This is a genomic window from Nocardia sp. NPDC057227 (assembly GCF_042669725.1).
Classification (GTDB): domain Bacteria; phylum Actinomycetota; class Actinomycetes; order Mycobacteriales; family Mycobacteriaceae; genus Nocardia; species Nocardia asteroides_A.
The window spans coordinates 202,211-214,731 of sequence record NZ_JBHUXA010000010.1; the positions used below are offsets into that span (position 1 = coordinate 202,211).

Below are 12,521 nucleotides of genomic sequence, written 5' to 3' on the forward strand. Positions count from 1 at the left end.
ACACCTCCCTTGGGGCAGATCGAAGCGAACGAGGTCGAGCGGGCGCGGTCAGCCCATGAGCCGGCGCAGCACCTTCCGCATCGCGGAGCCGTAGGGCGGGTAGGCGAGGGACGGATCGGGCCGGGCGGGCTTGCGCAGCACCGCCTTGGCGTGGCTGAAGGTGTCGAAGCCGTGCTTGCCGTGGTAGCTGCCGAGCCCGGAGTCGCCGACGCCGCCGAACGGCAGCTCCGGCACCAGCAGGTGGTAGAGCAGGTGGTTGACCACCACCGCGCCTGAAGAGGTCTGCTCCAGCACGGCCCGCTCGGTGTCGCGGGCGGAGGTGAAGAGGTAGAGCGCGAGCGGCTTCGGCCGCCGGTTCACGAAGTCGATCGCCGCACGCGGATTCTCGACCGACAGCACCGGCAGGATCGGGCCGAAGATCTCCTCGCGCATGAGCTCCGACTCCGGGTCGGGGTCGGTCACCAGCGCGGGGGCGATGGTGAGCTTCGCCCGGTCGACCACACCGCCGAACTGCTCGCCACCGTGGCTCGCCAGCACACCGGCGAGCCGGTCCAGGTGACGCTCGTTCACGATCCGGGTGGTGTCGTTCGCGCCGTGCGCGGGCAACTCGACCAGCAGCCGCTCGACCAGCCGCGGCCGCACCGAGTCCTCGACCAGCACGTAGTCGGGGGCGATGCAGGTCTGGCCCGCGTTGATCGACTTGGCCCAGGCGATCCGGCGGGCCGCCACCTCGATATCGGCGTCCGCGGTGACGATCACCGGGCTCTTGCCGCCCAGCTCGAGGGTCACGGGGGTGAGGTGCTGCGCGGCCGCGGTCATCACGGCCCGGCCGACCGCGGTGGAGCCGGTGAAGAAGATGTGGTCGAAGCGCTCCGCCAGCAGCGCGCGGTTGACCTGCCCGTCGCCGAGCACCACCCGAACGGCCTCCGGGTCGACGTAGCGCGGCAGCAGCCGGGCCAGCAGCGCGCCCGTCGCGCTCGCGAGGTCGGAGGGCTTGAGCACCACGGTGTTTCCGGCCGCGAGCGCGCTCACCAGCGGCTGCACGGTGAGCAGCAGCGGGAAGTTCCAGGTGCCGAGGATCAGCACGGTCCCCTTCGGCTCCGGCAGCGACCACGCCCGGCCCGGGGCCGTCGCGGCGCTCACCCGCACCGGTGTCGGCCGCACCCAGCTCGCGAGCTTCGCGAGGGTGTGCCGGATCTCGTGCCGCACCGGGCCGATATCGGCCATGAACGTCGCCATCGGGCTGCGCCCGAGATCCGCGCCGATCGCGGCCGCGATATCGGCGTCGCTGTCGTCGACGAAACGGAGCAGACCTTCCAATTGGGCAATGCGCCAGGAGAGCGGGCGGGTCCGGCCGCTCGCGAAAGCGGAGCGGGCGCGTTCCACCTCCGTGCGGGTGTCGGGGGGCCGCGTATCCGTGGCGGGAGCGGTCACCGATCGGCCCTCCGAGCAGGAGAAAGGGGAGACATGACGAGCACCATACATAGTGTTCAGATGTGCTGTCAATCACGTTGGACGCAGATTCGGCACTATGGCGTATTTCTTGTCTATACATATTGTATGGACTACGATTTCGCGCCATGAAGGAATGGGAATTGCTTTCCCGGACAGACGCCATCGAAATTCGGCGGTCGGGTGGCGCGACGGCATTGATCCTGGCTCGCCCGCAAGCGCTGAACGCATTCGACACGGCCCTGCAGCGGCAACTGCGCGCTGCCGTCGACCGCGCGGCGGCCGACGATTCGGTGCGCTGTCTGGTGCTGGCCGGTGCGGGCCGGGCGTTCTCGGCGGGGGCCGATCTGGATCTCGGCGGGCTGACGCCGGAGACCCGGCTGGCGCCGCGCACCGAGGAGGAGCTGCGGATGCGCTACAACCCGATCGTGCGGGCGCTCCGCGCCATGCCCAAACCGGTGCTCGCCGCGGTCGGCGGCCCGGCCGTCGGGGCCGGCTGCTCGCTCGCGCTGGCCTGCGACCAGATCGTCGCGGCCCGCTCCGCGTCCTTCGCGCTGGCCTTCGCGAAGGTCGGGCTGACCCTGGACGCGGGTGCGTCGGCGCTGCTCGGTGCGCGGATCGGGCTGGGCCGGGCCACCCGGATGGCGCTGCTGGCCGAGCGGGTCGACGCCGAGACCGCACTGGGCTGGGGCATGGTGGACGAGGTCGTGGAGCGGGAAGCGCTGGACGCCAGGGTGTCCGAGTTGGCGCTGCACCTGGCCGCCGGGCCGACCGCCGCCTTCGCGGCGACCAAGCGCAGCCTGAACATCGCCCTGCTCGCGCGGCTGGAGGCGGCGTTCGAGAGCGAGGTCGCCGGGCAGACCCGGCTGGTCGACGCCGGGGACTTCCGGGAGGGCGTCGCGGCCTTCGCCGAGCGGCGCCCGCCCGAATTCACCGGGCGCTGACGGCGCGGAGCAGCGCGGCGTCGAACTCGTCGGCCGCCTCGAACATCGGGTAGTGCCCGGTGTCGAGCTCGACGAGGGTGGTGCCGAGCCGCTCGTGCAGCCAGCGCGCCCCGCGCACCGAGAGCGCGGGGTCGGCGGTGCCGACGATCTGGGTCACCGGCGCCCGCAGGCCGTCGAGGAGCTCGACCTGGTCGGTGCGGAGCAGCGTGCGCAGGGCGGCGCGGGCGGCCCAGCTCGGGGTCCGCAGCGAGATGCGGTGCAGCCAGTCGAGCAGCAGCGGCTCGGGCGGAGTCCGGAACGGGTCGCCGACGGCGCTGCGGCGCAGCGTGATCCGGTCGTCGTGCTCGGCGGCGAGGATGGCGTTCAGCGGCCCGTCGGCGGGGACGCCGAAGGGGAACGCCGGGGTCCGGGAGGCGGCGACGCCGTTCGACGCCACCAGCACCACCCGCTCGACCAGCGCGGGGTGCTCGTGCGCGAGGCGCAGCGCCACCATGCCGCCGAGCGACCACCCCACCACCGCCGCCGCCGTCACCCCGCGGGCGGCGAGCACGTCGGCGGCATCGGCGGCGAGCGAGTCGATTCCGTAGCCGTCGAGCGGGGCGTCGGAGCCGCCGTGGCCGCGCAGGTCCACGGCCAGCACCCGGTGCCCGGCCTCGGCGAGCACCCGGAGCTGCCGATCCCAGGTCTCGCCGCTCAGGCTCCAGCCGTGGATCAGCAGGACGGGACGGCCCGCGCCCAGCTCCCTGACATTGATGCGCACGCCGTCGCGCACCTCGACGAGACGTTCGGTCATGGTTCCTCCGCTCGGACGGGGTGGGCCGGTCGGCCCACCCCGCGCATCGATACCGCTCAGGACAGCGCGGACTGCCGCTCGCGGTGGGTATCCGCCAGGGTGCCGCCGTCGCGGGCGAGCGCGACCAGCGACGCGGGCGGGGCGAAGCGGGGCCCGTAGGCGGCCGCGAGTTCCTCGGCGCGGCGGACGAATCCGGCCACGCCACCGGCGTAGCCGTCGATGTACTGCAGCACGCCGCCGGTCCAGCCCGGATAGCCGATGCCGAGCAGGGAGCCGATATTGGCGTCCGGCACCGACTCGAGCACGCCCTCGTCCAGGCACCGCACCGATTCGAGCGCCTCCGCGAAGAGCATCCGCTCCTTCAGGTCGGCGAAGGGCAGGTCGGCGCGCGGCGAGCCGAAGGCGTCGCGCAGTCCGGGCCAGAGCCGGGTGCGGGCACCGTCCTCGTACTCGTAGAACCCGCTGCCCGCGAGCCGCCCGGCCCGGCCGAACTCCCCGAGCATGCGGTCCAGCACGGCCTCGGCCGGGTGCGGCTCCCAGGTACCGCCCGCGGCCTCGGCGGCGGCGCGCGAGGCGTCCCGCACCCGGCGCAGCAGCTCCAGGTTGAGTTCGTCGGCGAGCTGCAGGGCGGGGGCCGGGTACCCGGCCCGGGTGGTCGCCTGCTCGATCACCGGGGCGGGCACGCCCTCGCCGAGCATGGCCAGCGCCTCGTTGACGAAGGTGCCGATCACGCGGCTGGTGAAGAAGCCCCTGCTGTCGTTGACCACGATCGGGGTCTTGCCGATCACGCGGGCCAGATCCAGTGCCCGGGAGAGGGTTTCGGCGGAGGTCGGCTCGCCCCTGATGATCTCGAGCAGCGGCATCCGGTCGACCGGGCTGAAGAAGTGCAGGCCGATGAAGCGGTCGGGGGCCGCGACGTTCCCGGCGAGCCCGGTGATCGGCAGGGTCGAGGTGTTCGACCCGATCAGCGCGTCCGGCGCGAGCAGCGGTTCGATCTCGCGCAGCACCTCGGCCTTGAGCGCGGGGTCCTCGAACACCGCCTCGATCACCAGGTCCGCGCCCGCGGCCGCCGCGGCGTCGGCGGCCGGGGTGATCCGCGCGAGCACCTCGTCCCTGGTCGCCGCGGTGATCTGCCCCGCGCGCACGCGCTTGTCGAGCACCCGCCGGGAATAGCCCCTACCGCGCTCGGCGGCTTCGGCCGTGACGTCCTTCAGCACGACGTCGATGCCGGAGACCGCGCACTGGTAGGCGATGCCCGCGCCCATCATCCCCGCGCCGAGCACGACCGCCTTGCGCGGCGACCACGGCTCCCGCGCGGCGTCGCGGCCGCGCGGGCCGTTGACGACCTGCGTGTCGAAGAAGTTCGCCTGGATCATGTTCTTCGCGATCTGCCCGGTGGCCAGGTCGAGGAAGTACCGCGCCTCGATCGCCAGCGCGCTGTCGACGTCGACCTGCGCGCCCTCGACCGCGGCGGCGAGAATGTGCTCCTTCGCGGGCGCGGGTGCGCCCCTTGTCTGCGCCCGCAGCGTCGCGGCGAGCGCGGGCAGGGTGGCGTGCAGCGGGGCGTCGCGCTCGCCGGGGGCCCCGCCCGGGATGCGGAATCCCGCGGTGTCCCAGGGTTGCCGGGCCTCGGCGTGCGCGCGGATCCAGGCGGTCGCCGCCGGGATCAGCTCGTCGGCGGTACCCACCGCGGCGTCGATCAGGCCGAGCTCCAGCGCACCGGCCACCGTGTGCTTCCGCCCGCTCAGCAGGACGTCCCGCAGCGCCGACCGCACCCCGAGCAGCCGGACCGTGCGGACGGTGCCGCCCGCACCGGGCAGCAGGCCGAGCGTCACCTCCGGCAGGCCGAGCGCCGCGCCCGGCGCGTCCACCGCGATCCGGTGGTTGGCCGCCAGGGCGAGTTCGAGGCCGCCGCCGAGCGCCGAGCCGTTGATCGCGGCGACGACCGGCACCGGCAGCTGCTCCAGCCGCCGCAGCAGCGCGCTGTTGCGCTGGACGAAGGCGGCGAACTCGTCGATCCGGTCGCGGCTCGCGGCGCGCAGGTCGTTCAGGTCGCCGCCGGCGAAGAAGGTCTTCTTGGCCGAGGTGAGGATGACTCCGGTGCTCTCCTGATCCTGCTCGATGGCGTCGAGTTCGGCGGCGAGAGCCGCCACGAACAGCGCGTTCATGGTGTTGACCCGCTGGTTCGGGTCGTCGATGGTCAGGGTGACGATCCCGCCGGAATCGCGGGTGCGGCGAATGGCAGTCATGGTTTCGGTGTCCTTTCCGGAATGCTCAGAGGGCTTCGACGACGGTCGCGATGCCCATGCCGCCGCCGACGCACAGCGTCACCAGCCCGTAGCGGCCGCCGGTGCGGTGCAGTTCGTCCAGCACGGTGGAGACGAGCATGGCGCCGGTCGCGCCGAGCGGATGCCCCATGGCGATCGCGCCCCCGTTGACGTTGATCTTCGCGAGGTCGACCCCGAGATCGGCGGCGAAGCGGAGCACCACCGCGGCGAACGCCTCGTTGACCTCGAAGAGGTCGATGTCGGAGACCTCGAGCCCCGCCCTGGCCAGCGCCTTGCGGGAGGCGGGCGCCGGGGCGGTGAGCATGATCGTCGGATTGTCGCCGGAGACCGCGGTCGCCACGATCCGGCCGCGCGGGGTCAGCCCCAGTTCGGCGCCTGCCCGCTCGCTGCCGATCACCAGCAGGGCGGCACCGTCCACGATGCCGGAGCTGTTGCCCGCGTGGTGCACGTGGTCGATCCGCTCGACCTCGGGGAACTCCTGCAGCGCCACCGCGTCGAACCCGGCCTCGGCACCCAGAGCGGCGAAGGACGGCCGGAGCTTCGCGAGGGATTGCACGCTGGTCCCCGGGCGGATGGTCTCGTGCCGGTCGAGCACGACCCGGCCGGTGCGGTCGCGGACCGGGACGACCGAGCCCGCGAAGCGCCCCTCCGCCTCCGCCTTGGCGGCCAGCTCGTGCGAGCGGGCCGCGAACTCGTCGACATCGGCGCGGCCGAAGCCGTCGATGGTGGCGATCAGGTCGGCGCCGATGCCCTGCGGGACGAAGCCGGTGGCGAGGTTCGTGGCGGGATCCTCCATCCAGGCCGCGCCGTCGGAGCCCATCGGCACCCGCGACATGGACTCCACGCCGCCCGCCAGCACCACGTCCTCGAACCCGGACCGCACCTTCTGCGCCGCCAGGTTCACCGCCTCCAGCCCCGAGGCGCAGAACCGGTTGATCTGCACCCCGGCCACGGTGTGCGGCAGCCCCGCCACCAGCGCGGCCGTGCGCGCGATGTCGCCGCCCTGCTCGCCGATCGGCGAGACGACGCCGAGCACGATGTCGTCGATCCGGGCCGGGTCCAGCGCCGGGTTGCGCTCCAGCACCGAGCGGATCGTCCCGCTCGCGAGGTCGATCGGCTTGATCGTGTGCAGCGCCCCGGAACTCTTGCCCCGGCCGCGCGGGGTTCGGACGGCGTCGAAGATCAGCGCCTGCGTGTCCGGCATGAAAACTCCTCTGTCGAAGGGATGGGCGTCGCTCACTCGGCGACGAAGGTGGCCAGCTCCGCGAGCGGCTGCCGCTCGGTGCGGTACTCGTTGACCGGGTGCCCTGGCCGCGGGTAGCCGAAGGAGATCCCGAGCAGCACCTGACGCTCCGGGGGCAGCCCGAAGTGCGCGCGCAGCAGCGGGGCCTGGGTGGCGAGCGCGGCCTGGGGAATCGTGGCGACTCCGCGGGCGTGCGCGGCGAGAACGAAGGTCGAGACGAAGATCCCGCAGTCGACGGCGCCGTACGCGCCGAGCCCGCGCTCCGTCGTCACGATGGCGACGTGCGGCGCGTCGAACAGGTCGAAGTTGCGCAGCGTCTGCCTGCCCGAGGCGGCCCGGTCGCTCCGGTCGATGCCGAGGCTGTCGTACAGCTGCCACCCGCTGACCCGCCTGCGGTCGCGGTAGACCCCGTCGTAGGACTCGGGGAACGGGATGTCCGGCGCGGCCTCCGGACCGGCGGCAACGGCGGCGGCCAGCGCGGCGCGCAGCCGGTCGGTGCCCGCCCCCTCGGTCACGTGCACGTGCCACGGCTGGGTGTTGCACCACGAGGGCGAGCGCCCGGCCAGCTCCAGGATGCGGTCGATCTCCGCGCGCGGCACGGGCTCCGGAGCGAAGGCGCGGCAGCTCCACCGTGCGCGCAGGAGGCGCTCGAGGGCGGCGGTGGCCTCGTCGTCGGGAGCGAGAACGGTGGTGTCGAGCCTCTGGGACATGCGAATTCCTCACCGGAAGGCGGCAGTGGGGCGCTCGCTGCGACAGCGAGGCCAGACACGGAGTGTAGACATAGTGTCTGGTTGCGTCTACCCTCGGTGTAACGGCAGTCACAACGAGGAGATGGACCATGACCAGCGCAGCTACGCGCCCGGACGAGCGCACCTTCCGAGGCGACCTCGACGTTCCCCCCGGGCTCCCCCGCGGTATCGATCTCGGCCGGATCGCCAACCGGGACAGGGCCATCGCGATGTACGGCCGGGAGCTGGTGGAGCGGCTCACCGACCACGCCCTGCTCGCCGACGACTACGCCTACCGGGCGATGCTCGACTTCAAGGACAAGTCGACGGGCGCGAACTGGCGCACCTTCGACCTCGCGCTGGATCAGGGCATCGACGCGGTGCCCGACCCGAGCCCGGGGCTGGTCGCCCTGTTCGCCGAGCTCGACCGGATCCCGGACTGGGTCGACTTCGACCAGCTCTACCGCGGCGCGGTCGCCTTCTGGCGGGCCGGGCCGATCGTCCCGCCGGTGCTCGCCTGGGCCACCATCGCCGGCGGCTTCTCCATGTACAGCGCGACCCGGCCGGTGCTGTTCAGCGGCAGGCTGCGGCAGTCGGACAAGGTCGGCACCCGGCTGATCGAGAGCTTCCGCTACGTCGTCGCGGCCTACACCCCCGGCGGCATGGGCCGCTTCGAGGAGGGGTTCCGGCTCACCGCGAAGGTGCGGATGATCCACGCCGCGGTCAGGCACAGCCTGAGCCGCTCGGCGGCGTGGGACTGGGCGAACTGGGGCGTCCCGATCAACAACCTGGACGGCATGGTCACCCAGGCCGGGCAGTTCGGCGTGAAGTTCGTCGACGCCGTGCAGAACTCCGGCTTCCGCTACAGCGACCGCGAACTCGAGGACATGTTCGCGCTCAGCCGCTACGTGGGGCACGTGATCGGCGTCCCGGAGGAGATCCTGCACACCGACTACGCGGACGCGCGCCGCAAGACCGAGGTGCACACCCTGATCGAGCTGCCGCCGGACGAGCTGTGCCGCGACGTCGTGCACTCGGTGATCGCCTACAGCGTGGAGAACCCGCCCGGCGACGTGGAGGTGCTGCCCGGCCCGATCGCCAGGTTCATGACCACCGAGCGCCGCCTCGCCCTCGCCTACGGGCTGCTGCACTCCTGGATCCCCGCCGACGTGCTCACCGCGCTCGGCGCCGAGCGCACGCCGTGGCGGCACGTGCTGCCCGCGATCCGGCCGCTCGTCTCGGCCGCGCACGGGATCGGCAGGCTGCTCCCGCACGACGACGAGAAGACCGCCTTCGACATCCTGCGCACCTTCAACGCGGCCATCGAGGTACCGAAGGGGCACCGGGCCGTCGCCGTGGCGAATCCGGAGGAAGTGCACGCCGACATCGCCGCCAACCGGGGCGGCATGCCCGTGGTGTCCGGCTCGTGACCGGCGCCGCCCCGCCCCTGGCCGGCGTGCGGATCATCGAGCTGGCCGGGATCGGGCCTGGCCCCTTCGCCGGGATGATGCTCGCCGATCTCGGCGCCGAGGTGATCTGCGTCGACCGCCCGGGCGGCAATCCCTGGGCGGTGCACGGCCATTCGCTGCTGTTCCGCAGCAGGCGCCATGTCGCGGTCGACCTGAAGACGGCGGCGGGCGCGGCGGTGGTGCGCCGGTTGTGCGCGGACGCGGACGGGTTGATCGAGACCTTCCGGCCCGGGGTGGCCGAGCGGCTCGGCGTCGGCCCGGCGGACTGCACGGCGGTCAACCCGGACCTGGTCTACGGCCGGATGACCGGCTGGGGGCAGAGCGGCCCGATGGCATCGATGCCGGGTCACGACATCAATTACATCGCGCTGGCCGGAGCGCTGCACGCGATCGGCCGCAGGGGCGAGCCGCCGGTGCCGCCGCTCAACCTGGTCGGCGATTTCGGCGGCGGCGGCATGCTGCTCGGGTTCGGCATGCTGGCGGGGATCCTGGCCGCGCGCGGCGGCGCGGGCGGCCGGGTGGTCGACGCGGCCATGATCGACGGCGTCTCGGCGCTGATGGCGATGTTCCACACCTACCGGGCGGAGGGGCTGTTCACCGACGAGCGCGGCACCCACCTGCTCGGCACCGGCGCCTTCTGCTACGACGTCTACCGCACCGCCGACGGTCGGTGGGTCAGCATCGGCGCCATCGAGGCGCCCTTCTGGCACGAGCTGTGCGACGTCCTCGAGCTGCCGGACGAGCTGCGCGACAACCAGTTCGACACCGAGAACCAGGACGAGTACCGGCGCGTCCTGGCCGAGCGGATCGCGCGCTACGACCGCGCGGAGCTCGACAAGCTGCTCCTCGGCAGCAACACCTGCTACGCGCCGGTGCTCTCGCTGGCCGAGGCCGTCGAGCACCCGCACCACCGGGAGCGCGGCACCTTCGTGGAGATCGGCGGCGTGGTGCAACCTGCTCCCGCACCCCGCTTCGACGGCGCACCGCCGACCACCCCGCGCCCGCGCCGCTCCCCCGGCGCCGACAGCCGCGCCGTGCTAGCCGAGCTCGGCTACCCCGACGACGAGGTCGCCGCGCTCGTGGACAGCGGAGTCGTCGCAGATTGAAGTCCGTCACCGCGACAACGGGGTCGCGGTCTCCGCACGACAACGACGTGGTGCGGCGCCGTCGGAGGGGGAGCACTCGGCGAGTGCTCCCCCTCCGATTTCGTCAGAGCCCGAGCGAACGGCCGACGATCTCGCGCATGATCTCGTTGGTGCCGCCGTAGATCTGCTGCACCCTGGCGTCCCGCCAGCGCCTGGCGACCTCGTACTCCTCCATGTAGCCGTAGCCACCGTGCAGCTGCAGGCAGGCGTCGAGCGCCTCGAACTCGAGTTCGGTGGTCCAGAACTTCGCCCCGGCCGCCTCGGCGGCGGTCAGCTCCCCGCTGTTCCGCGCCTCGATGCACCGGTCGATGAAGACCCGCGCCACCCCGACCCGGGTCGACAGGTCGGCCAGCCGGAACCGGTTGGCCTGGAACGAGCCGATGGGTTGCCCGAACGCGGTGCGCTCCCTGGCGTAGTCGAGCGCGGTCCGCACCGCGTGCTCGGCGCTGGCGACCGCGACCACCGCCATCGACAGCCGCTCCTGCGCGAGATTGCCCATGAGCAGACGCAGCCCGTTGCCCGGTTCGCCGAGTACGTTCTCCTCGGGTACCAGGACGTCGCGGAAGAACAGCTCGGCCGTGTCCTGCGCGCGTCGGCCGATCTTCTCCAGCTTGCGCCCCCGCTCGAAGCCTGCGCTCTCGCTCGGCACGACGAACAGCCCGAAGCCGTCGGCCTCCGGAGTGCGGGCGGCGACGATGATCAACTCCGCCTGGATGCCACGGGTGACGAAGGTCTTGGCGCCGTTCAGCCGCCACCCGTCGCGCTCCCGGACGGCGGTGGTCTTGATGGCGCGCAGATCCGACCCGGTGCCCGGCTCCGACATGGCGATCGCGATCGCCGTGTCGCCGGAGACGATGCCGGGCAGCCAGCGCCGCTGCTGCTCGGACGAGGCGATATCGAGGTAGTACGGCAGCACGATGTCGTTGGTCAGCGAGAAGCCGTCGCCGACGGTCCCGGTGCGCACCACCTCCTCGTTCAGCACCGCGTTGAACCGGAAGTCGCGCAACCCGGCACCGCCGAACTCCTCGGGGGCGGCGAAGCCGACCAGCCCCTGGGCCGCGGCGGCCCGCCAGAAGCCGCGGTCGACCTGGCCCGCCGCCTCCCACTCAGCGGTGTGCGGGACCGCGTTCTTCTCCAGGAAGCTGCGGACGGCGGCGCGGAACTGCTCGTGCTCGTCGGCGAAGAGCGTGCGGCGCATGTCAGATCCCCATCGCTTTCCCGATGATCTCCTTCATGATTTCGCTGGTCCCGCCGTAGATGCGCTGCACCCGCGCGTCGGCGTAGGCCCTGGCGATCGGGTACTCGGCCATGTAGCCGTAGCCGCCGAAGAGCTGCAGGCAGGCGTCCACGACCCGGCCCTGGGTCTCGGTCGCCGCCAGCTTCGCCATCGCGGCGCGCTCGGCGGTGAGTTCCCCCGCGACGTGCTCGCGCAGGCAGTCGAGGACGAAGGCCCGCAGCACCTCGGTTCGGGTGTGCGCCTCGGCCAGGGTGAACCGGGTGTTCTGGTAGTTCGCCAGCGGCTTGCCGAAAACGGTGCGCTCCCGGACGTAGGCGCTCGCGTGCTCGATCGCGCGGGCGGCGGCCGCGGTGCTCGCCACGGCGATCGTCAGCCGCTCCTGCGGCAGGTTCGACACCAGCGCGCCGAAGCCACCGCCGGGCTCGCCCAGCAGGTTCGCGACCGGCACGCGCGCGCCGTCGAAGAACAGCTCGGCGGTGTCCTGGGCATGCATGCCGATCTTCTCCAGGTTGCGGCCGCGGCCGAAGCCGGGGGTGTCGCGCTCCACCACGAGCAGCGAGAGCCCGCCGTGCCGGTTCGCGCCCTGCTCGGTGCGGACGGCCACGATCACCAGGTCGGCGTTCATGCCGTTGGAGATGAAGGTCTTCGCGCCGTGCACGACGAAGTGGTCGCCGTCGCGGGTCGCGGTGGTCCGGATACCGGCGAGATCGGAGCCGGTGCCTGGCTCGGTCATGGCGATCGCGGCGATCGACCGGCCCGTGGCGAGGCCGGGCAGCCAGCGTTCGCGCTGCTCGGCGGTGGCGTAGCGGAGGAAGTAGGGCACACAGATGTCGTTGTGCAGGTTGATGCCGAGCGACATCACCCCCGCCCGCGACACCTCCTCCGCGATCACGGCGTTGAAGCGGAAATCGTCGACGCCACCGCCGCCGAACTCCGCATCGATCGCCATGCCGAGGAAGCCGTGGCCGCCCGCCTCGGCGAAGACCTCGCGCGGAATGATCCCGTCCTGCTCCCACCGGGGGTAGTCCGGGACCACGCTCGCCTCGAGGAACGCGCGGAAGCTCGCCCGGAAACCCTCGTGCTCGGACTCGTAGATCGCCCCGCCGCGGGAGCGCTGCTCGACAGTCGTCATAGCGGTGAAGGTACATGCCATCCATACACAATGTATGGATACCTCGCCGAAGTGATTGACACCACGTCTGAACAATTTGTATGGTCTCGC

Annotated in this window: 10 protein-coding genes; 3 read left to right on the forward strand and 7 right to left on the reverse strand. The window is 72.4% G+C overall.

Annotated features, from left to right (window positions below):
* Nucleotides 1–48: 48 nt before the first annotated feature.
* On the reverse strand, nt 49–1,485 hold the full coding sequence (locus ACFUJ1_RS16735) for an aldehyde dehydrogenase family protein (RefSeq protein WP_378646452.1): 1,437 nt from the start codon (nt 1,483–1,485) through the stop codon (nt 49–51).
* Between the two features lie 95 nt (nt 1,486–1,580).
* On the opposite strand from ACFUJ1_RS16735, the gene ACFUJ1_RS16740 reads away from it, so the two are divergent.
* Nucleotides 1,581–2,396, forward strand: a complete 816-nt coding sequence (locus ACFUJ1_RS16740; protein WP_378646454.1) for an enoyl-CoA hydratase-related protein — start codon at nt 1,581–1,583, stop codon at nt 2,394–2,396.
* Here ACFUJ1_RS16740 and ACFUJ1_RS16745 read toward each other — a convergent pair.
* Genes ACFUJ1_RS16745 through ACFUJ1_RS16760 form a run of 4 tightly spaced genes read right to left on the reverse strand, consistent with a single transcriptional unit; the run spans nt 2,383 to nt 7,430 of the window.
* Nucleotides 2,383–3,189 (reverse strand): alpha/beta fold hydrolase, encoded by an 807-nt coding sequence (locus ACFUJ1_RS16745; RefSeq protein ID WP_378646456.1) that lies wholly within the window; start codon nt 3,187–3,189, stop codon nt 2,383–2,385. The genes ACFUJ1_RS16740 and ACFUJ1_RS16745 overlap by 14 nt on opposite strands.
* A gap of 56 nt (nt 3,190–3,245) precedes the next feature.
* Nucleotides 3,246–5,438, reverse strand: a complete 2,193-nt coding sequence (locus ACFUJ1_RS16750) for a 3-hydroxyacyl-CoA dehydrogenase NAD-binding domain-containing protein (protein ID WP_378646458.1) — start codon at nt 5,436–5,438, stop codon at nt 3,246–3,248.
* A gap of 25 nt (nt 5,439–5,463) precedes the next feature.
* Complete coding sequence (locus ACFUJ1_RS16755) at nt 5,464–6,681, reverse strand: acetyl-CoA C-acetyltransferase (RefSeq protein WP_378646460.1); 1,218 nt, start codon at nt 6,679–6,681, stop codon at nt 5,464–5,466.
* Between the two features lie 32 nt (nt 6,682–6,713).
* Complete coding sequence (locus tag ACFUJ1_RS16760; protein ID WP_378646462.1) at nt 6,714–7,430, reverse strand: nitroreductase; 717 nt, start codon at nt 7,428–7,430, stop codon at nt 6,714–6,716.
* Nucleotides 7,431–7,558: 128 nt separating this feature from the next.
* Between ACFUJ1_RS16760 and ACFUJ1_RS16765 the strand changes: the two genes are divergently transcribed.
* Both ACFUJ1_RS16765 and ACFUJ1_RS16770 read left to right on the forward strand, forming a co-directional pair.
* A complete protein-coding gene (locus ACFUJ1_RS16765) occupies nt 7,559–8,878 on the forward strand; it encodes an oxygenase MpaB family protein (protein WP_378646464.1) in 1,320 nt (439 codons plus the stop codon).
* Complete coding sequence (locus ACFUJ1_RS16770; protein ID WP_378646466.1) at nt 8,875–10,023, forward strand: CaiB/BaiF CoA transferase family protein; 1,149 nt, start codon at nt 8,875–8,877, stop codon at nt 10,021–10,023. Before ACFUJ1_RS16765 ends, ACFUJ1_RS16770 begins: the two co-directional genes overlap by 4 nt.
* A gap of 103 nt (nt 10,024–10,126) precedes the next feature.
* On the opposite strand, the gene ACFUJ1_RS16775 is transcribed toward ACFUJ1_RS16770, so the two are convergent.
* Complete coding sequence (locus tag ACFUJ1_RS16775) at nt 10,127–11,260, reverse strand: acyl-CoA dehydrogenase family protein (protein ID WP_378646468.1); 1,134 nt, start codon at nt 11,258–11,260, stop codon at nt 10,127–10,129.
* Nucleotide 11,261: 1 nt separating this feature from the next.
* On the reverse strand, nt 11,262–12,431 hold the full coding sequence (locus tag ACFUJ1_RS16780; protein ID WP_378646470.1) for an acyl-CoA dehydrogenase family protein: 1,170 nt from the start codon (nt 12,429–12,431) through the stop codon (nt 11,262–11,264).
* Nucleotides 12,432–12,521 lie beyond the last annotated feature (90 nt).